Here is a 26,629-nt window from a genome sequence, read left to right as displayed (position 1 = left end):
AATGCTGATGCATATTCCAGCCGTACAAGTGAGTGACACAACCAAAGCTTAATAGCAGCACTGCAGCCACGTACACAAACTTTCCTTCTTAAACTACCGGGTTACAAACTTCAAACTCTTCTTTATCTTCGCACCATGGAAGCATTGTTGCAACAGATCGAAAATTATAAAAAAGAAATAACCGTTTACGAAGCTGCAGATGCAGAAGCTACTGAAGCATTTCGCATAAAATATCTCGGCACAAAAGGCATTGTAAAAGCTATAATGGGTGAAATGAAAAATGTGCCCAACGATCAGAAAAAACAGTTTGGCCAGCTGCTGAATGATTTCAAGCTTTTTACAGAAGAGAAATACGAAGCCCTCAAACTGTCAACAACAGGTGGTGCACAGACCGCAGCAAAAGAGATCGACTGGTCATTACCCGGCGATTCGTTTCCCGTAGGTACAAGACACCCGCTAACCATTGTGCGCAACGAGATCGTTTCTATTTTTAAACGGCTTGGTTTTGCAGTGGCAGAAGGCCCCGAAATTGAAGATGACTGGCACAACTTTGGCGCCATGAACCTGCCCGAAGACCACCCTGCACGGGATATGCAGGATACATTTTATATCAACCAAAACCCTGCGTGGCTGTTGCGTACACATACAAGCAGCGTGCAGGCACGGGTAATGGAAAAACAAAAACCACCAATACGTGTTATCTGCCCGGGCCGCGTATATCGCAACGAAACAATCAGCGCAAGGGCACATTGTTTCTTTCACCAGGTAGAAGGTTTGTATATAGACGAAAATGTAAGCTTTGCAGATTTAAAACAAACCCTGTATTTCTTTGTGCAGGAGATGTTTGGCAAAGATGTAAAAGTGCGTTTTCGCCCTTCGTATTTTCCTTTTACCGAGCCAAGTGCAGAAATGGACATCAGCTGTTTGATTTGTGGCGGCGATGGTTGCAATGTATGCAAACATACCGGTTGGGTAGAAATATTGGGCAGTGGCATGGTGCATCCTAAAGTGCTCGAAAACTTTAATATTGATGCTAATAAATATACCGGCTTTGCTTTTGGTATGGGCGTAGAACGCATTTGCCAGTTGAAGTACCGGGTAAATGATCTGCGTTTATATTCCCAGAACGACGTACGTTTTTTAAAGCAGTTTACCAGTGCAGTATAAAAGGCAGTAATGAGCCCGGCATTGGTATTTCATGGCATCACCGCTTGCGTCGCACTCTTGTACTAACAACACATTGTGCATCACGCCCGGTTACAATCAGCATCCAAATCTTCAGGCAACAGTTTAACGGCTGTTGCTTTTTTATGTTTATTTAAAAATGATGATAGTGTAATTGCCCTAATTTTATTTGAAACAAAAACGAACATGGAACCCAATCAAAACCCCGAACAACCAACAGAACAACTGCAGGATGATTACGACCCCAACTCAATGGAAGGCTATGATAAACCGGTAAGAAATGCAAAGATCATTCTCTTTCTTATAGCCGGTTTGCAGTTACTGCCTTTGTTTATGCCTGGCGATATGCAAGAGCCGGTAAGAACCATTACCATTGCCAGTACACTGGCAGTTGCATTTGTGTTTGCCTTTTTTGCCTGGTGGACAAGCTATAAACCATATTGGTCTATTCTTGCCGCATTAATTTTTTACATATTGCTTCTTACTGCATCGGCCATAATGCAACCCGCTACAATTATCCAGGGCGTTATTGCAAAGGTGATTGCCATTACACTGCTTATTTATGCACTTGGCAATGCAAAAGAAGTACAACGCTGGAAAGATTCTCAGAGAAAATAGTTTGGATTAAGCATAATGTAGTACATGAAAATTGTAAAGAAAGCCTTCAGAATAACCGGTATTACTATTGCCGGAATATTGTTGCTGTTGTTTTTATTGCCTTTACTGTTTCCCGGTTTTGTGGCAGATAAAATAAAGCAATGGACCAATAATGCCATTACAACAGAGCTGAATTTTTCTAAAGCACGGCTTTCATTCTTTAACCATTTTCCTTCATTAACACTCACCCTGCACGATGTATCATTAATGGGCTCCGCGCCTTATGCAAAAGACACGTTGTTAAAATCCCGGGAACTGGCTTTCGGCATCGATCTCTCCACCTTGTTTTCAGATAAAATAAGTATAGACGAGATCTATCTTACCCAGGCAAATATCTTTATCAAAGTTGACGAGCATGGCGCAGCCAACTACAACATTTACAAAACAGATAGTGCTGCCAATACCGCTGCAGATAGCTCCGGTACTTCTTTAAAGATTGAGCGCATACAGGTTGATAACAGTAACCTTGCCTATGATGATCTCTCCATACCCATGCTTATCACCGCGCAAGATCTTAACTATGTAGGCAAAGGAGATTTAAGTAAGGCAATATTCGACCTTTCATCGAAGCTTGAAATAAAAGTATTTGACTTCGATTACAATTTTGGTCATTACATCAATTCAAAATCTCTCAGGGCAGATCTGGTTACAAAGATCAATACCAACTCACTGGCTTTTGAGTTTACCAAAAACGACCTCCTGCTCAATGCACTGCCCGTAGATTTTATAGGAAAATTTGAATTCCTGCAGCAGGGCTACAACATGAACTTTGAACTGCATTCTAGGAAAGGTAACCTGCACGATGTATTTTCCGCATTGCCACCTGCATACATGGGTTGGCTCGATCAGACAAAAGCTGATGGACAAACAAACATCGAAGCATACCTCACCGGCCAATATATAGCTGAACAAAACATCATGCCCGGCCTGGGTTTTAAAATGACCATCAGGGATGGTTTTATCAGCCATCAAAATGTAGCTTCTCCTGTAAGCAACCTGTTCCTCAATTTTGATTCGAAACTTCCATCTTTAAACCCCGACAGCCTTTACGTTAATATAGATTCCATTTTTTTCAATATTGATAAAGACTATCTGAGTGCTGTTATAAAACTCAACAACCTTTATAAGCCTACTGTACACGCCAAAATAAATGCAGCACTCGACCTGGAAAAACTGGACAAAGCTTTTGGCCTGCAACCGTTCGATATAAAAGGAACATACAATCTCAGCTTTACTGCAGATGGCAGCTACCAGTCAAAAACCATACAAGCGGGTGTAAGAAAACAGCAAACGGTTATCACCGGCATACCTTCTTTCACATTACAATCATCATTAAAGGATGGCTACTTTAAACATGCTGCGCTACCCGAAGCAATCAAAAACATCAGTTTCAGCCTCAATGCAAATTGCAGCGATGAAGACTACCATCATATTAATCTCTCGCTGGAACAGCTCAATGCTGCCATGCTTAGTGATTATGTAAAAGGGTATTTTAAACTCAATAGTCTTACACATATCGATACCGATCTGAAAGCACTCCTGCATTTACAGAACGTCCGTCAATACTACCCGCTTGACAGTATGGATCTCCGCGGCAATCTGTATGCAGACATCGTATCAAAAGGTATATACGATCCGTCCAAAAAATCTTTTCCTGTTACCAGCGCAAGTATTAAACTGCAGGATGGGTTGCTCAAAACAAAGTATTATCCAAATGCTATTGAGCAAATAAACGTAGTGGCAGATGCTGTGAATAGAGCAGGCACACTGGCCGATATGCAATTTACCATTCAGCCTGTCGCGTTCCTGTTCGAAGGCCAGCCTTTCACATTAAAAGCCGATCTCAGTAACCTTGATGATCTCCGTTACAACATTGCGTCAAAAGGCACGCTTGATGTTGGAAAGATCTACCGTGTATTTGCACAGGATGGCCTGGCGGTAACAGGGCTACTGACAACAGATTTCGTATTACAGGGTTTACAAAGTGATGCAGCAAATGGCCGTTACAATAAACTGCACAATACCGGCACGGCGGCAGTAAAAGACATTCGCCTGCAATCAGATTATTTTCCCCAACCTTTTATCATCAATAACGGCAGGTTTCATTTTAACCAGGATAAAATATTGTTCGACCAGTTCAACGCAAATTATGGCAGCACCAATGTGGAGTTAAACGGCTACCTCTCAAACTATATCAATTACGCATTGCAAAACAATGCCCCGCTTACAGGCAATTTCAGTCTGTTCACAGATCACTTCCTGGTAAATGAATTTATGGCCTATGCTGCGCCTGCAGGTAAAGATTCAACTGCACCGGCAACCGACAGCACAGGCGTTGTAATGATTCCCAAAGAGCTGGACATTACAGTCAATGCAAATGCCCGGCAGATCAGTTACGACAGCCTTTCGATCAATAATTTCAAAGGTGGTGTATCACTTCATCAGGGCACACTCACGCTCAATAAAACCACGTTCAATATCATCGGCACATCAGTCGAAATGAATGCTGCTTACGAAAGTATTACACCACGCAAAGCGGGCTTCAATTATCATATTAAGGCAGATAGCTTCGATGTAAAACGTGCGTACAAAGAAGTAAAACTCTTTCGCGATCTTGCTTCATCCGCTGCAAATACGCAGGGCATTATTTCTCTTGATTATACATTAAGTGGCAAACTAAATGCTGATATGAAACCCATTTATCCTTCACTTAAGGGCAGTGGTGTTCTATCGCTGGAAAATGTAAAAGTCAATGGCCTCAGGCTTTTCAGTGCGGTAAGTAAGGCAACAGGCCGGGACAGTGTCAATAATCCCAACCTCAAAAAAGTGCAGATCAAAACTACCATCAATAATAACATCATCACGTTGCAACGCACAAGAATGAAAGTGTTCGGTTTCCGTCCGCGGTTCGAAGGGCAGGTAAGTTTCAATGGCCAACTCAATCTTACCGGTCGCCTTGGCCTGCCGCCTTTTGGCATTTTCGGTATTCCGTTCACGGTAGTTGGTACGCAGGAAAATCCACAGGTAAAGTTGCGCCGGGCAAAGGAATCAGATACGATAGCCGAGACCACGGAAGAGGCAGACACAGAAGAATAATAAGCTTTCGCGTTGTGCTATTACCCGTTAATTATTTTACCCGTTAATAGCTGGGTAACCGGCAGTGGTATTTCATGGCATCGCCTGTTGCCACGCTCGGTTCAGCGTTCCATTTACATGGCAACTGTAGCGTTCCGTTTTAAGGGTACACGCCAGGGTTCGAACTTCAACTGCTTTACAACGAATTACGCCTGATGAGGTGAAAAGGATTTTTGATTTTGTTGATGCTGCGGTTCAAAATTAACCTCGCAGCAGTTTCACCCATTTTTGCATGATCAGTAGAAATCACTGTTATGCCATCTGCAAGTATAGCCTTTAAGGGCGTTTCATTATAAGATACCAGCCCAACATCACGCCCTGTTTCAAAACCCTGCGTTTTACATATCTTAATGGCATTTACAAGATCTGTTTCTTCTATTACTACAAATGCTTCACCTTTTTCAATGGGCGTATGTTCAGTTACCTCGTGTATAATTTTGTACGCAAAATTATATTGCATACAAAATGTTCTGAACCCTACTACAATTTCATAAGGGTAAGGAACTGTTTTAGGATAAACAAGGTATAATTTTCTATACTTGCTAAAGAGGTCGAGCCCGCTTTCCAGTGCATCTTCAATATCGTGTTGAAAATCCTGGAACACCGCCATGTACTTTTCTCTTGATGCACACAAGTCTTTATCCAGCACCAGCAACTGGTCTTTTGGAATCATGGCGATGGTCTTATATGCGTCCGCCTCCTGCTCATAAAAATGTGGCATTATTACATAGTAATCATATTCACCCAGGTTTTCCTCAATCAGCTCTTTAAAGATCTTCGTATTGCAGTGGAAAATTTTAAGATCAATAATGGCATTACTGCCCAGCGCAGAAACAAATGCATTATAAATTTGCTTTTTATAATTGCTGATTTTGTTAAACACCAGCAGTATCCTGTACTGGTTGGTCACATCTGTCCTGTTGATATAAAACCCTTTTCCACGTATAGGTAATATTATACCTTTTTCTTCCAGTGCGTCATAAGCCTTCTGCACTGTATCTCTCGAAAGGAAGAACTCGTTGCTTAGCTCATTGATCGATAAAATTTTATCGCCCTTTTTCAGCTTTCCCAGCTTTATCGAATTATTTACTGAGTTAATAATTTGCAGGTACTTGGGGACTTTTCTGGCACAATCGATATCAAAAATTTGTTGCATGGCTTTGCTTGTTTTATATACATGCCGTCAGCATGAATAAATTTCTGGTACTGGCAATCTCAATGCAAAATACCATTGTATATCGTGTATTCGCACACACTAATTAGCGCATTCTGATATTATATTGGCATCTCAATTTTGATATGATTTTTTGTTGCATACGTACTATTTTGTCAACAACACAGCATATACCAGCATAGTATACTCACCAGGAAAAATATATTTGACCAGCACAAACGCGCACATCATCATCATAAATGCTGAAACATGTTTGTAGTTATTTTCTGACTAACTTAGAAATGCAATACATGCACTTATAACAGCCTGCTCTATGAGTAAAAATTCAAACCGCCGCTCTTTCCTGAAGCATGTCGGCATCGGTTCAATCGGTACAGCCATTGTGCCGGGGGTTACAGGCGCAGCCACCCTGCCGGCAAATGATAAAACATCGGGTATAAAAACCGGTAAAGTAAGCCGTGCATACAATGCTGCCTACACCGGCGAACATTTAAACCGGGTAGCATTTCCCATTGGCGGTTTGGGTGCGGGCATGTTTTGTATGGAAGGCACAGGTGCTATTTCACATATGTCTGTAAAAAATGCACCGGATGTGTTTAATACGCCCCCCTTATTTGCTGCAATAGCAGTAAAGCAACTTTCCAATGGTGCCAAAGTATTGGAAGGGCCTGTGCCCGGCTGGAAAAAATTCGGGCAGAAAGATGCAGGAAACGGCGCAACAGGCGCCACTACCGGTCTGCCAAGGTTTCGCCACGCGACATTCTTACCAAGGTTTCCTTTTGCAACACTCGATCTCCTGGATGATGATCTGCCTTTACAGGTCTCGGTGACCGGCTGGAGCCCTTTTATTCCGGGTGATGAAGACAATTCCGGTATGCAGGTTGGTGGTATGGAATATACGTTCCAGAATACCGGCGCGGCAAAGCTGGATGCGGTGTTTTCTTTCAATGCCGCCAATTTTTTGCGCGAAGAACAAAGCAATAATTCTATCAGTGCTTTGCAAAATGGTTTTATCCTCACCGGCGAAACTGGTAAAGACAAAACGCTAAAAACCGATTTCGCCATATTCACCAATGATGATGCAACAGTAATCAATCACTGCTGGTTTCGGGGTGGCTGGTGGGATCCGCTGACCATGGCATGGAATGCTGTAAAAAATGCTGAAACACCATCTGTGTCGCCTGTTGAAAAAGATGCGCCCGGTGCATCTTTATACGTACCATTTTCTTTGGCGCAGGGTGAAAAGAAAACCATTAAAGTAATGTTTGCCTGGTATACGCCCGACTCACTATTGACATTTGGTACGCCGGGCAAAAAAAAGGAGCCATGCGATGCCGCTGCAGGGTGCTGCAATTCGCCGGCAGATATCGGGCTGGATAAATACGATAAAGATTTTGATGCAAAATATTATAAGCCCTGGTACAGCAGCAGGTTTAAAAATATCCGGGATGTATGCGCATACTGGAAAGAACATTACGATGCATTGCGCGGCAGATCTGTTTTATTCAAAAATGCTTTCTTCAATAGCACACTTCCACCCGAAGTATTGGAAGCTGTAGCAGCAAACCTTACTATTCTTAAATCGCCCACTGTTATGCGGCAGTATGATGGCCGGCTCTGGAACTGGGAAGGGTGTGGCGATAGTTTTGGCTGCTGCCATGGTTCGTGTACACATGTATGGAATTATGCACAGGCAACTGCACATCTTTTTCCCGCATTGGAGAGAAGTCTTCGTGCCACAGAGTTTTGCGAAAGCCAGGATGCGCAGGGCCACCAGAATTTCAGGGCTGTGTTGCCCATACAGCCTGCATCACATGATTTTCATGCTGCTGCCGATGGGCAACTTGGCGGCATTATGAAAGTGTACAGGGAATGGCGCATCAGCGGAGACAACGAATGGTTGAAGAAAATATATCCCATGGTTAAAAAGAGTATGGATTACTGCATCCGTACCTGGGATCCGAAAGGGAAAGGTATTATTGAAGAACCGCACCACAATACCTATGATATAGAGTTCTGGGGCCCGGATGGTATGCATTGCAGCTTTTATCTGGGCGCGCTGGAAGCATTCATTGCTATGTCGGATTATCTTGGCCGGGACGCATCAGCATACAAAGCGCTTGCGGCCAAAGGAAAATCTTTTCTTGAAACTGCATTGTACGATGGTGAGTATTTTATTCAAAAAATCCAGTACACAGGTTTGCAGGCCGAAAACCCTGCTACTGCAAAATCTTTCGGTGGCGAATATTCCAAAGAAGCGCAGGAACTGCTGAAAAAGGAAGGTCCAAAATACCAGTATGGTACGGGCTGCTTGTCAGACGGTATATTGGGTGCGTGGGTAGCACGCATGTGTTTTTTAAATGACCCGGTTGATAGTGCTAAAATAAAGAGCCACCTAAAGGCTGTACACAAATACAACCTCAAAGAAAACCTCAGCGATCATGCCAACCCGCAACGGCCGGCGTTTGCACTGGGAGAAGAAGGCGGCCTGCTATTGTGTTCATGGCCAAAAGGCGGCAAACTTTCTTTGCCGTTTGTTTACAGCGATGAAGTATGGACAGGCATTGAACACCAGGCGGCCTCTCACCTTATGCTTATGGGCAGTGTAACAGAAGGCCTGGAGATATTAAGGGCCAGCCGAAACCGCTACGATGGCACCGTGCGCAATCCGTTTAATGAGTATGAGTGTGGGCATTGGTATGCCAGGGCGCTGTCCAGTTATGGTTACCTGCAGGCACTTACCGGTTTGCGCTACGATGCAGTAGAACAAACACTTTACATCGATTCGAAAGTGGGTAATTTTACCGCCTTCCTTTCTGCCGCAACTGGTTTTGGAAACGTTACCTATAAAGCCGGCAAAGTGTTGGTGAATGTTGTCTCGGGCACAATCGATATTCGTTTTTTAAACATCAATGGCCGGAAAACCCCTTATAACGCTTAAGCGGTTGTGCCATGAAAATCTGTTAGGCACGGCTGATGATAAAACCTTCGCTCAGTTCTTCGCACCTGCTCAATAAAGTTGCTGCCGTACAAGTGTGCGACGCAACAGGTGCTTCATGCCTGCACAAGTGCCTGGTACAAAAAAATAACCGGCAGCACAGCTACGGGCAAAAAACAAGCTGCGCCTTGTAACAAAAAATTGCGACATCAAAAGTTTCAGGAAATTTTAATACCGGCAGTGGTATTTCATGGCATCGTCCCTTGCGTCGCAATCCGTTAATCTGTATAACTTTTGGCAGCTATGCGAGCATGGCAAGGCTCCTGAAAAAAATATCAGCAGAGAAGAGAACAATTACTTAGTTTTCATGCAAAATTTTTCTACAGATGTTTACCAGGTGTTTGCCAGTGTCAAAATTATTAACCCTCTTCATTGTTGCAGGTTCGTTGGTTGCCTGCAACCAGCATAGCGATACATTGTTTGTAAAGCTATCGCCCAACGTTACCAAAATAGACTTTGTAAATACCATTAAAGAAAATGATTCCATTAACCCCATCGATATGGAATTTCTTTACAATGGCGGCGGTGTGGCGGTGGGCGATTTTAACAAAGACAGCCTGCCCGACCTGTATTTTACAGCCAGCACTACCTCCAACAAGCTATACCTCAACCAGGGCGATCTTTCTTTTAAAGATGTAACCGAAGAAGCAAAAGTTACCGGCGAACACAGGTGGGCTAATGCAGCGTCTGTAATTGATATCAACAATGACGGGCTGGATGATATTTATGTTACCAATACCATCCGGACAAACCCTGACGAGCGTAAGAACCTGCTCTACATCAACCAGGGATTGAATAAAAACAACGTTCCCGTATTTAAAGAAATGGCGGCAGAATATGGTATTGCAGACACCGGCTTATCTGTGCATGCTGCATTCTTTGATTATGACAATGATGGCGATCTCGACATGTACCTGCTTACCACGAAACTTGCTAAAAGAGATGCGTCGAAATTTAGCGACGAAAGAAAAAAAGACTCTTCTGATGCAGATAAACTCTTCCGTAACGATTGGAGTGAAACACTGAAGCACCCTGTATTTACAGATGTTTCCAAAGAAGCAGGCATCAAAGAAAGTGGTTATGGCCTTGGTATAGCCATCACAGATATAAACCAGGATGGCTGGAAAGATATTTATATTACGAATGATTTTTTTACGAGCGATTACCTTTTCATCAACAACAAAAACGGTACATTCTCCAATAAAATAAAGCAGGTATTCAAGCATACATCACAAAACGCTATGGGTAACGATGTTGGCGATATTAATAATGACGGCCTGCAGGATATTATTGCGGTAGACATGAACCCGGAAGATAACTACCGCAAGAAAAAGAACATGAGCGGTAACAATTATTTTATTTACCAGAACATGTATTATGGCCCGGTGATGTTACAATATGTAAGGAACACGTTGCAACTGAATATGGGGCCCACAGTAAATGCCAACGATTCTGTTGGCGAACCGGTTTTTGGCGATATCAGCTTTCTTGCGGGCGTAGCAGAAACTGACTGGAGCTGGAATCCATCCATTGCAGATTTTGACAATGACGGCAATAAAGACATCATTATCACCAATGGCTACCCGAGAGATGTTACCGACCACGATTTTGCTGCATTCCGTGCAAAAGCTGCAAACATTGCCAGTAAAGAAATGTTGATGGCAGAAATACCACAGATCAAAATTCCCAACTATGGGTTTAAAAATTTTGGCAACCTGAAGTTTGAAAACTATTCCGCACAATGGGGCCTCGATGAACCTTCTTTCTCCAACGGGGCTGTATATGCAGATCTCGACAGGGACGGAGATCTTGATTATGTGATCAATAACATTAATGAGGTTGCCAGTGTTTACATCAACACTACCAATACAGATAAAACTACCAGGGCAAATTTTCTCGAAATCAATTTTAAAGGTGATGCAAAGAACGTACACGGCATTGGCGCATGGGTTGAGGTATACGCCGGTGGAATAAAGCAGGTGTATGAAAACAATCCATACAGGGGCTACCTGTCGTCTGTAGATACAAAGGCCTTCTTTGGTATGGATACACTAGATGTTGCTGATTCCGTTATTATACGCTGGCCCAATAATACAAAGCAGGTTATGCAACGTGTGAATACCAACCAGCGTATCAATGCAGATATCAAAAACGCCAATATTGCAGATAACTGGTATGTGCCCGCTACCACCAGCAGCAGCGCCTTTACAGACATCACCGTTTCATCAGGCGTTAATTACATGCACAAAGAAATGGATGTAATTGATTTTAATAAAGAGCGTTTGCTGCCCCACAAACTATCGCAGTACGGCCCTGGTCTTGCCGCCGCCGATGTAGATGGCAATTGGCTCGATGATATTTTTACAGGCGGCACGGGCGATAACCCGGGCATGTTTTTCCTGCAGCAAAAAGATGGCAGGTTCACTTCCAAAGAACTGCCGTTGCTTACATGGAAAGGTTCCAGGAGACCCGAAAACATGGGTTTACTGTTGTTTGATGCAGACAACGACGGCGATGTTGATCTCTACTGCGCCAATGGAAGCAACGAGTTTGAGGCAAATTCTAAAAATTACCAGGACCGCCTGTACATCAATAATGGCGGCGGCAACTTTGCTATAGATACGTTGGCATTGCCGGAAAACTACACCAGCAAAAGCTGTGTAAGGGCGCTGGACTATGATAACGATGGAGATCTTGATCTGTTTGTGGGCGGCAGGGTATTACCTGGTCAATATCCGAAACCGGTAAGCTCTGTGCTGCTTAGAAACGATTCCAAACCAGGCGCTGTAAAGTTTACAGATGTAACGGCACAGGTTGCAAAAGGCCTCGAAAATATCGGTCTTGTCTGCGATGCACTCTTTACCGATTTTGACAATGATGGTTTTACAGATCTTGTACTTGCAGGCGAGTTTATGCCAGTTACCTTTTTTAAAAACAACAGCGGCAAATTCGAAAACGTTACAAAGCAAAGTGGTATTGCAGATGAAATTGGCTGGTGGACAAGCATTACAGCTGGCGATTTCGACAACGATGGTGATGTCGATTATATAACCGGTAACCTTGGTAAAAATTCTTTCTACCGCGCCAGCCACGATCACCCTGTAAGAGTGTATGGTAAAGACTTTGACAAGAACGGTATCTTCGATGCCATACCTACCGTTTACCTCAAGGACCAGAACGGCAAACCCGGTGAATTCACCGCGCAAAACCGGGATGATATTGTTGATGCACTACCATCCCTCAAGAAAAAATTCCTTTCGTACAAGTCTTTTGGAGAGGCGGACTTTTCCAGAATATTTTCTCCCGATACATTAAAAGATGCATCAATCTTCGAAGCCAACAATTTCAGCAGCAGCTATATCGAAAACAAGGGAGGCGGCAGGTTTACGCTAACGGCACTGCCTTTAATAGCACAGGTTGCACCACTCAATGCCATGGTAGCAGAAGATATTAATAACGACGGCAATCTAGATATTATCGCAGCAACCAACGACTATGGCACAGAAGTAACCAATGGCCGGTACGATGCCCTGGATGGCCTTGTGTTACTGGGTGATGGTAAAGGAAATTTTTTACCGCAGTCTATACTGCATAGTGGTTTTTACCTGCCCGGAGATGGTAAAGCGCTTATAAAACTACGTGCAGCACACAATACGTATTTGCTGGCTGCCTCGCAAAACAGGGATGTAATGAAAGTCTTCCAAAAACGTGATACTTCCGTCATCATCACGCCGCAAAAAGATGATGCTTATTTTATCCTCACGCTGCAGACAGGCAAAAAAAGAAAGCAGGAAATTTATTACGGCTCTTCTTTTTTATCACAGTCATCAAATTTTATGGTAGTAAATAAACAGGTGCAAAAAGTAGAAGCAGTAAATAAAAAAGGCGAAAAACGAGTAATACAATAACTGAAGTAAACGCTTATTTTTTTTCAGGGCCGGTTGTTAATCAACCGGTTTTTTTTAAGTGGCCAACGGCATTGCTACTATCATCGCCTGTTGTGTCACTCACTTATACGGTTGGTTCTGTATGCAGCAAGGGTGCGGCCTTGTTGCGTTTCAGTAAATAGTTTTGTGAGGGCAGTAAATATGCTTCCATTCATAGAGTGATCTGTTTCTTCAAAATTGTTTCTCTTTCTTTTGGCCTGGCAAAAAAGAACCAAATTGCCAGTTGCATCAGCACGATGCGGGATAACGGTTGTGTTGCCTAAACAAAAATAATCTCACGTTTCACCTCTCACGTCTCACGTTTCACGTCTATTATCTCTTCATGCAATAAGACTCAAAAACGATAACTTTAAAAAAATTGCTTTTTGCTTATGACTTCTTTTTTTATTGACCCCAATATTGCCAAAGCCAAAACGATTCATACAGACTTTTACACAAGCAGCAAATACTTTGTCGATGCAAAGGAAAAGATATTTGCACCATCATGGCAGTTCATAGGAGATACCGGGCTGGTGAATGAAAATGGATCAGCATACCCATTTACCTTATTAGAACAGTACCTTGATGAACCTTTGTTACTCGTAAAAGACAAAGAGGGTGCATTGCATTGTATGAGTAATGTATGTACGCATCGGGGTAACCTCGTTGTTTACGAAGCATGTAAACTAAACCAGTTACGTTGCAAATATCATGGGCGCCTGTTCTCGCTGGATGGAAAATTTATATCCATGCCTGAGTTTAAAGAAGTAGAAGATTTCCCGGGCCAGGCCGACAACCTGCACAACCTTTCCCTGTTTCAATGGGGCAGCCTTTTGTTTACATCCCTTCAGCCGGTTGCGCCAGCAGCAATATTTTTCAAAGAAATGGTTGATCGTGTTGGCTGGCTGCCGATGGACCGGCTGGTTTATCGTGCAGACCTTTCAAAAGATTACCACGTAAAGGCTAACTGGGCTTTGTATTGCGAGAACTACCTGGAAGGTTTTCATATTCCTTTTGTACACGCCGGCTTAAACGCAGTACTTGATTTCGGGGAATACACGACAGAAGTTTTCAGGTATTGCAATCTACAGTTGGGTATTGGCAAAAAAGGCGATGTATGTTTTAACCTTCCTGTTGATTCACCAGATTATGGTAAAGATGTTGCAGCATATTATTTTTGGACATTCCCGAATATGATGTTTAATTTTTATCCCTGGGGTTTGTCACTGAATATTGTACAGCCATTGGGTATAAATGAAACGAAAGTCTCTTTTCTTACTTACGTATTCGATGAAAGTAAACTTAATACAGGAGCCGGTTCCGGGTTGGATACAGTTGAACTGGAAGATGAGGAAGTAGTGGAAAATGTACAAAAAGGTATTCGCTCAAGGTTCTATACGCATGGCAGGTATTCACCCAACAGGGAGCAGGGCACACACCATTTTCACTCGCTTATCGCAACGTTTATTCAATAATAAAGCACGATGAGTGACAAACATTCTTTTAACCGTACCATAGGCTTTACTACTGCTATCTCTATTGTAATAAGCGGCGTAATAGGATCGGGCATATTCATGCGGCCCGCTGAAATGGCCGGCCTGCTGGGATCGCCGCTGCTGGTACTGGTTACATGGGTTATTGCAGGGGTGTTTTCCATCTTTGCCATTATGGTTATTGCAGAAGTTGGTGCAATGATGCCCGCTACCGGCGGACAGTACGTTTTTATGAAAACGATGTACAACGATTTCTGGGCTTACCTGTATGGCTGGGCAAATTTCGCGGTGATCAATACAGCATCTGGTGCGGGAATAACCTTTATCTGTGCACAGTACGTGCAGTATTTTTTTAAGTTGCCGCGTTTTTCTACAGAAACAGAACAGTCGGTTGCCATACATATTCCATTGATCGGAGACATATTGCCACTCGAAGATGCGGGTGTTAAAACATTTACCATCCTATTACTCATCATCGGTTCCTTTATAGCTTACAGAAGCACAAAATTGAGTGGTGCTGTTCAGGTTATTTTTACGGTTGCCAAAGTACTCGCCATAATACTCCTGGTCGGTGGCCTATGCTTTTCAGGGAAGGGCAGTGTAGACAATTTGATTACCGCTACACCAGCATTGATGCCGGCCGGCTTTGCATTGGTAGTTGCCATGGTGGCAGCATGTAATGGCGCTTTACAGGCTTATGACGGTGCATATATGATCGTATACATGGCAGGTGAAGTAAAGAATCCTGGTAAAACGCTTCCGGGAAGTTTGATATTGGGTCTTTTTGTTTGTATGATAATATACATGCTGATCACCGCAGCCATGATGTATATTTTACCTGTGGGCGATATGGCATCTTCTCAAATGGTAGCCTCTGATGCAGCACGCAAAGCGTTTGGCGCAATTGGCGGTGGTATTATAGCATTGCTGATCTGCTTATCGGTACTTGGCCCAACTAATACGACTATACTTAGTGCTCCCAGGTTAACATTCGCTATGGCAAACAACCACGCCTTTTTTACCTGGGCGGGAATAATTCATCCACGTTTTAAAACACCCGGCAACGCAATAATGCTGCATCTTGCCTGGATGATTTGTATGGTGATCAGCGGCAGCTTTAATATCCTGGCTGATATGTACATATTTATAGTATGGGTATTTAACCTGATGCTTATTGCGGGTTTATTTATTTTACGAAAAAAAATGCCGGCCGCAGAACGGCCTTACAAAGTTTGGCTGTATCCATGGATGCCATTACTGGTATTGCTGTTCAATGCTTTCTACCTGGTGATGATTTTGTATAATGACATCAGCAATTATACTTCCGGTAAAACACACATCATGAATTCGGTATTTGGCCTTGTACTCACTGCCAGTGGTATTCCGCTTTACTGGTATTTTAAAAAGAAGCAGCAAAAATTACCTGGATAATTTTGTCACAAAGATTAGTCGAGACTCTGCAGTTTCGCAGAAACAAGCCTTTGTCTTCACCAGCAGCGTATTTACTTTTTTGCCTCGAATTGAAAAAGGATCAATGATTGTCGTGAGACGTGAAACGGCAAACGTGAGATAATTTGTTTCAAGCAACAAAGCTGTTATTCCGCATGATGCTGGTGCAACTGACTAGTCGGTTCTTTTGTGTCGGGACAAAAGAATCGGTAACAGCTTCGTAAAAAAAACCTTTGTCTTCACCAGCAGCGTATTTACTTTTTTGCCTTGATGCAAACAGGTAACAAAAAAGATCAAGGCTGCGGAAAAACCGGCTAAAATTTACTGCATTACGCTACAGCGAAGAAGTCATACATGTGGCTGTAGAATAAATATTCACCGAAGACTTGTGAATTACAGTATAACATTACGCATCATCTTCGCTGCTTAACGCTGCATTACGTAAATTTCTTCACGCCATTTTTCCGAGGCCGGGTTAACCCGCAACGAGTCCGGGTTTTACTTTTTTTTAGTACGAGAGACGGCAAACGTGAATGGTGAATGGTGAATCGTGAATGGTGAATCGTGAATGGTGAAGATTCCTTTTTTAATCGATATAGCTGCTATCCCGCATGGTGCTGGTGTAACTGACTAGTCGGTTCTTTTGTGTCAGGATAAAAGAATCGGGAACAACTTCATAGAAACAAATCATTGTATGAAACAAAGCATGATTACTATTAGTGCAAAAGCTATTTGTTGAAACGCTGCATAACCGCACCCTTGCTGCATAAAGAATCCAACTGTACAAGTGAGTGACACAACAGGCGATGACACGAAGTACTACAGCCGGTAACATAAAAATCTTAAACTTTATTTGCGGTTTATATTTCAGGTCAATCATGGTTACATTTGCGGCGTGAGAAAAAAACAGCCTGTAATACTGGAAAATGTTTTGGTGGAAGATTATGCTGCCGAAGGTAAATCGCTTGCAAAAGTGAATGGTAAAGTGATCTTTATTGAGCGTACTGTACCTGGCGATGTAGTGGATGTAATGGTGATTAAAAGTAAAAAAGACTGGGCGGAGGGCTGGCCCCTGCGGTTTAAAGAAGTGGCAACACAGCGTGTAACGCCATTTTGTGAACATTTTGGTACATGTGGCGGCTGCCAGTGGCAAATGCTGCCATATGAACGACAACTTTTTTACAAGCAAAAGCAGGTAGCTGATAATTTGCAGCGGATAGGGAAAGTGCCGCTGCCGGTGATAATGCCAATTATAGGCTGCGATGCAACACGGGAATACCGCAACAAACTGGAATATACTTTTGCTACCAAAAAATTTATACCTGACGATGCTTTTGCGCAGTTGAAAGCTACAGGTGTGGATGTGAAAGCGGCCATGGACCAGGAGGTGGGCGGTTTTCATGCCAAAGGTATGTTTGACAGGGTGGTGGAAATTAACAAATGCCACCTGCAGCAGGAGCCTACCAATGGTTTACGCAATGCCGCAGCCGCATTTGTACAGGAACTGGATATGCCTTTTTACGACATTAAACTGCATAAAGGCTGGCTGCGAAATATGCAGGTGCGCATTGCTGCGACAGGTGAAATAATGGTGAACGTGATATTGGGTTACGAAAAGGAAACTGCCAGGAAAGCGCTGCTTGATCATTTGCTGAAAACATTTCCATCTGTTACTACACTGCTGTATACGATCAACGCTAAGTTTAACGATAGTCTCACAGATTTGGAGCCGGTAATCTACTATGGCAAGGGTTATATTACAGACACGCTGGAAGATTTTCGTTTTAAGGTAAGCCCTAAGTCTTTTTTCCAGACAAATACAAAACAAGCGGAAAGGCTTTACCAGGTTACAAGAGACTTTGCCGAATTAAATGGCACACAAACCGTATACGATCTTTATTGTGGTACGGGAAGCATTGGTATTTTTGTAAGCAGGCAGGCTAAAAAAATTATTGGCGTGGAAGTGGTGGAAGATGCAATTAAAGACGCAAAGGAAAATGCAGCCATTAATAATATTGCGCATGCTGATTTTTACTGTGGTGACGTTATAAAAATATGCGACGATGACTTTTTTGCCGCTCATGGAAAACCAGATGTAATTATTACAGACCCGCCAAGAGCCGGCATGCATGAAAAACTGGTGAGTAAACTATTGGAAATGGCAGCGCCGTTGATCGTATATGTAAGCTGTAACCCTGCAACACAGGCAAGAGACCTTGCCCTTTTAGGAGAAAAATATTCCGTAGAAAAGATACAACCGGTTGATATGTTTCCACACACGCATCATATTGAAAACGTGGTGCAGCTAAAATTGAAAAACTGATTGTTGAATATTTAAATACGCAAGATGACAGAATTCAGGCCCGGGAGATTTGAGATACTGCCAACAATTATTAAGAACCTTATTATTATCAATGTACTTGTTTTTATTGCGCAAAATGTAATTCCTGCAGACCAGTTCAGTATGGAAGATGCATTTGCCTTGCACACCTGGCAAAGCCCGCTGTTTAAACCATGGCAGTTTGTAACATACCTGTTTTTACATGGCGGAATCGATCATATTTTCTTTAATATGTTTGCCTTGTGGATGTTTGGATCGATACTGGAAAATGTTTGGGGGCCGAAAAGGTTTCTTACATTTTACCTTGTTTCTGGTTTGGGTGCGGCATTGTGTCATATGATCGTATTGTATTTCCAGAATGCTGCCATGATCAATGAATTTAATTCGATTGGTAATTCTGTAGAGCGCCTGGCGATGTTTATACAGAAATACAATATTTCCAATATGAATGATTTATCGGTTGGTTTTGCAGAGGCGCTGGTAAATCTTAACCTGAGCATTCCGACTATTGGCGCGTCAGGGGCTGTATTCGGGTGCCTGGCAGCATTCGGATATCTTTTTCCAAACACGTACATCTACCTGTACTTCTTCTTACCGGTTAAAGCCAAATGGTTTGTGCTGTTTTATGCCGGTTTTGAATTATATGCAACATTTCAAAACAGTGCCGGAGATACAGTGGCCCACATAGCGCACCTGGGTGGGGCTTTGGTTGGTTTTTTGATGGTGTATTTCTGGAACAAAACCAACAAAAAAACGTTTTACTAATTCAAGATCTCTTTAAGTGATAATTTTAATATACAATGAGTGTAATGCAGCAAAATAAGAAGAGTCCGATATTGCTGGGGCAGGATAATAATGCGCTTACATGGCTGCTTATCATCAACATCGTTATTTTTATCATCCTGGGTTTTATCAATATTGTTTACAGGCTGGGCTACGATTCCAAGATGGAGGCAGCACAAAATTTCCACCTGCAGATCACGGATTGGATTTTTTTGCCTGCGAAAGCAGCTACTCTTGCTGAAAGACCCTGGACGATACTGACCTACATGTTTTCGCATGCTGAAGTAATGGGTATGATTGGTACGGTGCTATGGTTATGGGGCTTTGGCTATATTCTGCAAGACCTTACCGGCAATACAAAATTATTCCCTGTTTATATATATGGCGGCCTTGCGGGTGCGGCCGGATTTGTACTGGCGGCAAATTTTATACCCGGCGCCAGTGTGGAAGCCGCTCCTATGATGGGGGGGGGCGCTGCTGTAATGGCTATTGCAGTAGCTGTTACTACGCTATCGCCAAAGTATAAGCTCTTCCCTATGATTAATGGCGGCATACCGGTATGGGTGCTTACGCTTGTTTATGTGGCCATCGATTATTTCGCATTTGTAAAAAATGACAATGTAGAAGCCGTAGCACACCTGGCGGGTGCGCTAATGGGTTTCCTTTTTATGATACAGCTGAGGCGCGGTTATGACATGGGTGCGTGGATGAACACGGCCTTTAATAAAGCGGGTGACCTGTTTAACCCGGAAAAGAAATATAGCGGTAAGCAGTTTCGCCAGCAGCGCTTCTATAAAGTGTCGCGCAAACCTTTTGAAAAAACGCCACGTCTTACACAGCAAAAAGTAGATGAACTGCTCGATAAAATCAACCAGGAGGGCTATGCAGCGCTTTCAGAAGAAGAAAAAGAAATGTTGAAGAAAGCAAGCCAGGAAGGTCTCAACTAACCAGCTTCACACAATTACATGAAAAAAATTTTACGGTTTCTCTGGGGAGCATTGTGTATCGTTATTACTGCATGCTTTCTGCTGGCCTCGCTCAGCACTTTTATTCCTCCTTCATATTTCTCTTATCCCGCTTTATTTGGCCTTGGTTTCCCTTACATTTTTGTGGTGTACGTTTTATGTTGCCTTATAGGTTTGTTTATAAACCGTAAGTATGCCATTATAAGAATATGCCTTTTACCCATCAGCTATTTTAATTTTACCAACACATTTGCATTGCGCCCGGAGCAGCCGTGGATCATGGAGAAAGATGCTGCTGCATTGCGGGTAATGACATGGAATGTGCAGGGCTTTGCAAACAACCTGCGCAAAGAATCGCTGAATGAATACAGGGATTCCAGGGAAGGTATCATCAGGAATATCAATAACTATAGCCCTGATATTATATGCATACAGGAATACCGCAACATTGAGAATGCAAAGCGCCGTTACCCGATTAGGAAGGAACTGGACTCTATCGGCTACAAATATTATTACTGTTCAAACGACCGGGTTACAAGACTGCTTAAAAATGCTGACGCAACACTTACAGAAGGCGTTGCCATTTACAGCAAACTGCCGTTAATAGACAGTGGCCGCATTAATATTAATCACGAGGATAAAAATGAAAACCTTATTTATGCTGATGTTATGTTTGATAACAGGCGTATCAGGGTTTTTACTGCACACTTACAATCTTTGTATATCTATACCGATACGGCCGGCAAGTTCCAGGATGAGAATATTTACGAAATTACCTACAAGAAAAAAAGGCATGCTGAATATCGTATAAGGGAAACAGAGATAAAGCATGAACAGGAGGTTGACATCATCCGTAAGGCTATTGACAAAAGCAACTACCCCGTTATTTACTGCGGAGATATGAATACAACGCCCGGCTCTTACAATTACAGGCTCCTGAAAGATGATAATCTGCAGGACGCATTTCTTGCAAAAGGCTCAGGGCTGGGAAATACATTTTACAAGATTGGCCCCACATTGCGTATCGACTTTTGTTTGCCTGATACTTCCATGCATGTTATACAATGCAAAAGAGAAAAGATCAGGCTTTCCGATCACTACCCCGTGATAGCAGACATGAAATGGAAGTAAATTGTTTCATGCACTTCAAAGTCGTTGAATCCTGCGCATAATAGCAGACTTATCGGCAGAAGTTTTGGCGAGTGCCAAAGCCTGTTCAAAATACCGCCTGGCCTTTTCCTCATCAACGCCGGTATAAAGCTCACCCAGCAGTACAAAATAAAAATGATGCTGATGCAGGTTTAATTGCAGCGCTTCTTTTATAGCAGCGGCTTTGCCATTGGCTTTTGCCAGCGCATAGGTCCTGTTCAATGCGGCAACCGGGGAATAAGCTATTTGCAGCAGGCGGTTATACAGTTGCAGAATGGTTTCCCATTTTTCCGGGGTATCTTCTTTTTGCGTATGCCAGTAAGCAATAGTGGCTTCTATATGGTAGGTTGATATCTGTTTGCCTGTAGCTGCACGATGCAGGTACCACGTGCCTTTCGCTACCAGATCAGTATTCCATAAGCTGGTATCCTGTTCATCATACAGGATCATCTCGCCGTTGGTGCCCACCCTTGCATCAAACCTCGATGCATGGAAACACATTAAAGCGAGCAATGCATTTACCGGTGCAGTATTGGTGTGTTCATTTGCTGTAAGCAGGCTGCATAGCCGCATAGCTTCGAGGCAAAGGTCTTTACGCACTGTTGCAGCCGTACTTTCCGAATAATAGCCTTCACTAAAAAGCAGGTAGATGGTCGTTAATACATTGGCAAGCCTGGCATCTGCAGCCGCCGCAGCAGGAAATTGCAGTGTTACATTTTGTTGCCGCAGCTTTTCTTTTGCTCTCGATAATCTCTTATTAATCGTTTCTGTATTGGTAAGAAACGCGTCTGCAATTTCATTAATGCCAAAGCCGCACAATATGCGAAGCGCCAGGCCAATCTGTGCTTCTGCGGGAATACAGGGGTCGCAAACCGCAAACATCATCTGCAACTGGCTGTCGCTGATGTTTTGTGGAGAAAGATCAATACCCGTTTCTTCAGAAAAGCCTGGTGCATTTTTTAGTGCTGGTGCTATCTTTTGCTGAAACAGGTGTTGCCTTTTCAGGAAGTTTTTTGCTTTGTTACCGGCTACATTGTATAGCCATGCTACGGGGTTTGCAGGCACACCATTAATAACCCATGTTTGTGCCGCAGTAAGAAAAGTATCGCTGGCAATATCTTCTGCAGCTTCTATGTGCTCAAAGCCGAAACGTTTACACAACACCGCTGTAATCTTTGTGTATTCATTCCTGAAAAGGTGTGGTATCAGTTCCTGTTGTTCCATATAAAGTAAGCCCCCGGCAAAATACAGGGGCCTGTGTTTTATCAATGAACGCCATCTGTGCCGCCGCGTACAATTTTTCTTACTTCCACACTGTTGCCATCGCCCTGCAAAACGGGGCAGCCTTTGGCAAATTCCACGGCTTCATCTACAGAGTCTGCCTTTACCATAATGTAGCCACCAATCGTTTCTTTGATCTCGCCAAACGGACCATTTGTTACCACGTTGTTGTGCCATACAACCTTTGCATCTTCAAATGGCAGGCCGTTACCACCGCTGAATTTGTTTTGCGCAGCTATACCGCCAATCCAGTCCATTGTTTGTTTCATCCAAACCTGTATTTGTTCGGGAGAAGCTATTTTTTGCCCGTCTTCGTGACGGAAGATCAGCATAAACTCATCCATAGTTTTTTTTGATTTACTGTTATTAAATATTGTGTTTACACTAATAACAATCCAACGTGGTTGTATTGGACAATGTAAGTAAAATTTTTTTTGGAACCGGGCTGCAGTATCTGTATTTGGCTGCTGTTGCGTCGCACTCTTGTACTGCAACAAATAATTCAGCACGGGTGCAAGCCCCTGCTTTTTATGTAACAGGTTTTATGGCGGCGTAAAGCACGCAACCTTTGGTTGCCGTTATGATGCCTGTAGTGGTTTGCCGGCTGTTACATAACCAGTAATACATATACCAAAGCGTTATTGTTACCGGCCGCAAGCTGGCGTAAACAGATCGCTTTAGTTGCCATCATAACCACGCGTACAAGTGAGTGACACAACAGGTGATGCCATAAAAAACTGCTGCCGGCAACCATCATTAACAAACAGTACCGGCAGCAGTGCAGGAAAAATGAACGGACAGTTAAAAATCGTGGTATAGATTGAACAGCCTGGTGTGTATGCCAAGCATAAAGAACATGGTAGAGTTGGTAAACGATGGCGCACTGTGGCGGCGATATACAATATCTGCCTGTATAGAAAGCCTGTTGCGCGGGTTGAGCAGGTAACCTGCGCTTAACTGGTTATACAGGTATTTGTGTTTTGTACCCTGCAGCGTTTTGCTGCCAAACGTTGGTACACCTGTTTCTCCGCCCCACAAATCTTCCCCGTTATTATAAGGTAGACCCGGGTTTTCGCCACGTATGGTAAAGAGGTTTTCGAGTGTGCCATACCAGCGGTCGTTATGGTATTGGAATATGGAAATAAACTCATGGAAGTTGGCATTGAAAGGGTTGGCCAAAGATTGGTTGTTGTGTGTATAATTCAAACCAATCTTTCCAAAACCGTGGCCGTACATGTATGGCCTTACGCCATTCCATTCAAGGCGCCAGGAGAGGTTTTTTAAACCAAAAACGTCTTTGTTCCAAATACCAAACTGCAACGCGTATTTATTGCCGTAATGCTGTGCATCGTTCCTGAGCGAGGATGAAAGGTTGAGATCATCGAGGCCCAGCTGGCCGTAGATGTAACCGTTTTTGTAGAGCTTGTATTTGGCAGTAATACCAACAAATGCATTATCAGGTGAGCCAAAAGTGAATTCGATGGGCCTGATAAATATGAGCGGGTTTACATACTGCACATCGAACCCACGCTGGCTGGTGGAATCGTCTTTGAGCCAGATAACATTATCGTAAAGGCCAACCTGTAATCTTTTGGATAGGTTTACACCAAGGTAGTGCGTGGTGCTGTATTTAACCTGCGTTTTGCCAAAGGTTTGAAAACGCGGATTCTCGTAGCGCGTATACAGTACATTGTAAGTGAGCTTCCAGAGTTTTGCCTGCAGCCTGATGTATGGTGCATTTGGTGCATTGTCTGATAAAAGAAGGCTGCGGTAGCCATCTCCTATAAAGTTTTTGCCATAGCCTGCTGCTGCTGTAAAATGCTTTCCGCCAACATAGGTAATGTTTGCGTTGAATTGTGTGGAAGTAAATCCGTCGTTCTGCATGGTGCTTTTACCAAGACCGGGCTGATAGTATTGGTTAGAAGTGATGGCATTGCGCAGGTAGGAAGGGTATTGCCTGAAGCCTGTAACCACACCAAAACTATAAGACAACTTATCATTGTATATGCCCTGTAGCTGCACACCACCGGCAGCCTGTAAGAGGCCTCCGTCACCATTGTTGGCAAAACCACCTGCAAGTGTGATAAAAGGATCGGCCACGAAAACACCTTTATCGCCTGAGGTCTTCATCCAGTTGTCTGTGCCGATGTTTTTAAAGGCGTAACCATTATCGGTATAAGAAATGCCAAATGTGCTATCCATAATCTCAGTACCACGGTTGGTGAGATATGGTTTTAACTCCAGCCAGTTCAGTGCGCGAAAACCGGTGAATATATTGGTATCTGCAGATAATGTAAGTTCATTGAAACGGTTTTGTACCGCGGCATCAAGCGGTATCTGTTGCGCCCTGCCTGCAACCATCACCGATGCAAAGAAGGTGATAAAGACTGTTTTTTTGATGGCGTATATAGATTGCATAATTTCTCTTTTTACGGGTAGTTGCCTTAGAAGTCGTAACTGATTTTTCTGAATGACATGCGGATACCGATGTATATCATCCTGTCCTGGTAATTGAAGAGGTCGCTTTTGTTATTGCGGTAAGTAAAACCTGTTTCAATGCGCATGTTTGTTACCGGGTTAAGTATATAAGCAAGTTTAAGGTCTGCAAAGAAAATGCTGGCATCTACACCCTGGCCTGTTTTAACGTTATCAGAAACAGATCTTGTTGCAGTAGATTTAAAGATGTCGCTGCCAAAATTAGAGGTGGCTGATGAGTCTGCACCGTATTTGGTAACAAAGGTTTCAAAACGCACGTACAGCTTTTTATAAGTATAGTCCAGGAGCAGCAGGCCTTCTTTAAAGTTGGCGCCGGTTGGGTGTGCAAAAGATTGTTTTAAATGCGCATAGTTTGTATTGAGCAGGTTGGTGGCATACATGTATGGTCTTGCCGTATTAAATTCCAGCAGGCCATTTAGGTTTTTGACATTGAACATATCGCCGGAGCGTATGCCGGCCTGTATGGCATACTTTGTTTGCCAGGAAGAAATTTCTCCCAGGTGGTCTGCTGCAAACTGGGCGTATACATGTGTTTTGTTCAACAACTGGTATTTAAGGTTTGTGCCTATAACCACATTGTTGTGTACGCCGGAAGGGGATTTGCTGCCGTGTACAAACATGATCGGGCTTGCGATCCATGGGCTGCGGTCTGCACGGCGTGCAGAATCCTGGTCGGGCCATATTACTTTTTCAAATAAACCAATGGATAATTTTTTGGTGGCTTTCCAGTCTAACAGGAATGTTTGGGACCATTTCCTGAATTGCTCATCTATGTTGTTCAATGCCGGGTTACGATCGCTGATATGCTGAGACCACATGAAGCTGTATTGTACCTTGCCCAGATTTACAGACGTTTTGAGATAAGGATAATTATACGCCCAGTCAGATAAGAGCATGGACCTGTACCCATCGCCTATAAAGTTTTTGCCATACCCAAGATCAAACGTAAAGGTTTTGGAAGGAACATAAATGAGGCGTGCATCTGAATTGCTGAAATCAAACCCAAGACCATCACCAATATTTTTATAAGCGCTTTGGCCGGGTATAACGCGAACTGTTCTGATAAAGCTGTCGAGATAACCGCCAAACCTGCCCTGGTTTTCGTAGAATGACGTCTGGAAATAAAACTTATTGGAGATGTTGCCCGACAGTTCGTAACCGCGGGTGTTCATCATAATTGCTTTCGATTCCTTTTCTGAATTGAACGGGTGTGTTGGTCTTTTGGATGCACCAATATACTCATCGAAGATGATGTCGAAATTGAGGTTGAAATCTTTTTGCCTTACTGCTACAAGGTGCTCATTAAAAAATTTACGGTGAAACCAGGAGCCCTGCGGTACATAGGTGGAAGTATCTGTGTAAAGCAATGGCCGCCATGCTGTATGTAAAAAGGTGTCGTTGTTATAAACAACCTGTTGCTCGTTAAAACTATTGGACAATCTTAATACCGGAGCCTGTGCCTGTACAACATTGGAGTGCAATGAGAATAATAATAACGGCAGGCAGGGTGAAACGGTTCTTAGCAGCCTGTTCTTTATAGGTATATGCATGAAGCAATATTTATTACTGTTGCAAATAGAAGACAATTAGTTTAAAA

Annotated in this window: 16 protein-coding genes; 11 read left to right on the top strand and 5 right to left on the bottom strand. The window is 43.1% G+C overall.

The features are described from left to right. The first annotated feature begins 135 nt into the window (after positions 1–135). The 3 genes from pheS to I5907_RS03885 all read left to right on the top strand — a co-directional run bounded on the left by pheS (position 136) and on the right by I5907_RS03885 (position 4,938). Complete coding sequence (gene pheS, locus I5907_RS03895; RefSeq protein WP_196989415.1) at positions 136–1,167, top strand: phenylalanine--tRNA ligase subunit alpha; 1,032 nt, start codon at positions 136–138, stop codon at positions 1,165–1,167. 204 nt (positions 1,168–1,371) lie between these two features. After that, positions 1,372–1,803 carry a hypothetical protein gene (locus I5907_RS03890; protein WP_196989414.1) on the top strand — a complete coding sequence of 144 codons (432 nt, stop codon included), beginning with the start codon at positions 1,372–1,374 and terminating at the stop codon, positions 1,801–1,803. A gap of 24 nt (positions 1,804–1,827) precedes the next feature. Further along, on the top strand, positions 1,828–4,938 hold the full coding sequence (locus tag I5907_RS03885) for an AsmA family protein (RefSeq protein ID WP_196989413.1): 3,111 nt from the start codon (positions 1,828–1,830) through the stop codon (positions 4,936–4,938). Positions 4,939–5,113: 175 nt separating this feature from the next. Here the strand turns inward: I5907_RS03885 and I5907_RS03880 are convergent, their stop codons facing one another. Next, the gene (locus I5907_RS03880; RefSeq protein WP_196989412.1) at positions 5,114–6,133 is read right to left on the bottom strand and encodes a GntR family transcriptional regulator; all 1,020 of its coding nucleotides are present in this window, start codon (positions 6,131–6,133) and stop codon (positions 5,114–5,116) included. A gap of 331 nt (positions 6,134–6,464) precedes the next feature. Here I5907_RS03880 and I5907_RS03875 point away from each other — a divergent pair, with 331 nt between their 5' ends. The 8 genes from I5907_RS03875 (at position 6,465) to I5907_RS03840 (ending at position 21,237) form a co-directional block, all read left to right on the top strand. Then, a complete protein-coding gene (locus tag I5907_RS03875) occupies positions 6,465–9,092 on the top strand; it encodes a GH116 family glycosyl hydrolase (protein ID WP_196989411.1) in 2,628 nt (875 codons plus the stop codon). A gap of 404 nt (positions 9,093–9,496) precedes the next feature. Continuing rightward, entirely contained in the window at positions 9,497–13,057 is a 3,561-nt protein-coding gene (locus tag I5907_RS03870) for a VCBS repeat-containing protein (RefSeq protein WP_346266766.1), read from the top strand. A gap of 410 nt (positions 13,058–13,467) precedes the next feature. Further along, entirely contained in the window at positions 13,468–14,550 is a 1,083-nt protein-coding gene (locus I5907_RS03865; protein WP_196989409.1) for an aromatic ring-hydroxylating oxygenase subunit alpha, read from the top strand. A 9-nt stretch (positions 14,551–14,559) separates the two neighbouring features. Continuing rightward, positions 14,560–15,999 carry an APC family permease gene (locus tag I5907_RS03860; protein WP_196989408.1) on the top strand — a complete coding sequence of 480 codons (1,440 nt, stop codon included), beginning with the start codon at positions 14,560–14,562 and terminating at the stop codon, positions 15,997–15,999. A gap of 913 nt (positions 16,000–16,912) precedes the next feature. Beyond that, complete coding sequence (gene rlmD / locus I5907_RS03855; protein WP_196989407.1) at positions 16,913–18,340, top strand: 23S rRNA (uracil(1939)-C(5))-methyltransferase RlmD; 1,428 nt, start codon at positions 16,913–16,915, stop codon at positions 18,338–18,340. Positions 18,341–18,364: 24 nt separating this feature from the next. Then, the gene (locus I5907_RS03850) at positions 18,365–19,123 is read left to right on the top strand and encodes a rhomboid family intramembrane serine protease (RefSeq protein ID WP_196989406.1); all 759 of its coding nucleotides are present in this window, start codon (positions 18,365–18,367) and stop codon (positions 19,121–19,123) included. Between the two features lie 35 nt (positions 19,124–19,158). Beyond that, positions 19,159–20,088, top strand: coding sequence for a rhomboid family intramembrane serine protease (locus I5907_RS03845; RefSeq protein ID WP_196989405.1), 930 nt, complete (start codon positions 19,159–19,161; stop codon positions 20,086–20,088). Positions 20,089–20,106: 18 nt separating this feature from the next. Next, entirely contained in the window at positions 20,107–21,237 is a 1,131-nt protein-coding gene (locus I5907_RS03840) for an endonuclease/exonuclease/phosphatase family protein (RefSeq protein WP_196989404.1), read from the top strand. 15 nt (positions 21,238–21,252) lie between these two features. On the opposite strand, the gene I5907_RS03835 is transcribed toward I5907_RS03840, so the two are convergent. The 4 genes from I5907_RS03835 to I5907_RS03820 form a co-directional block, all read right to left on the bottom strand. After that, positions 21,253–22,479: an RNA polymerase sigma factor gene (locus I5907_RS03835; RefSeq protein ID WP_196989403.1), complete on the bottom strand. Its 1,227-nt coding sequence runs from the start codon at positions 22,477–22,479 to the stop codon at positions 21,253–21,255. A 41-nt stretch (positions 22,480–22,520) separates the two neighbouring features. After that, positions 22,521–22,880, bottom strand: a complete 360-nt coding sequence (locus I5907_RS03830; protein ID WP_196989402.1) for a YciI family protein — start codon at positions 22,878–22,880, stop codon at positions 22,521–22,523. Between the two features lie 457 nt (positions 22,881–23,337). Continuing rightward, positions 23,338–24,954: a hypothetical protein gene (locus tag I5907_RS03825; RefSeq protein ID WP_196989401.1), complete on the bottom strand. Its 1,617-nt coding sequence runs from the start codon at positions 24,952–24,954 to the stop codon at positions 23,338–23,340. A 26-nt stretch (positions 24,955–24,980) separates the two neighbouring features. Next, positions 24,981–26,582 (bottom strand): hypothetical protein, encoded by a 1,602-nt coding sequence (locus tag I5907_RS03820; RefSeq protein WP_196989400.1) that lies wholly within the window; start codon positions 26,580–26,582, stop codon positions 24,981–24,983. Between the last annotated feature and the right edge of the window lie 47 nt (positions 26,583–26,629).

The organism is Panacibacter microcysteis (assembly GCF_015831355.1).
In the GTDB taxonomy this organism is placed as follows: domain Bacteria; phylum Bacteroidota; class Bacteroidia; order Chitinophagales; family Chitinophagaceae; genus Panacibacter; species Panacibacter microcysteis.
This window is presented reverse-complemented; position numbering and strand designations above follow the sequence as displayed.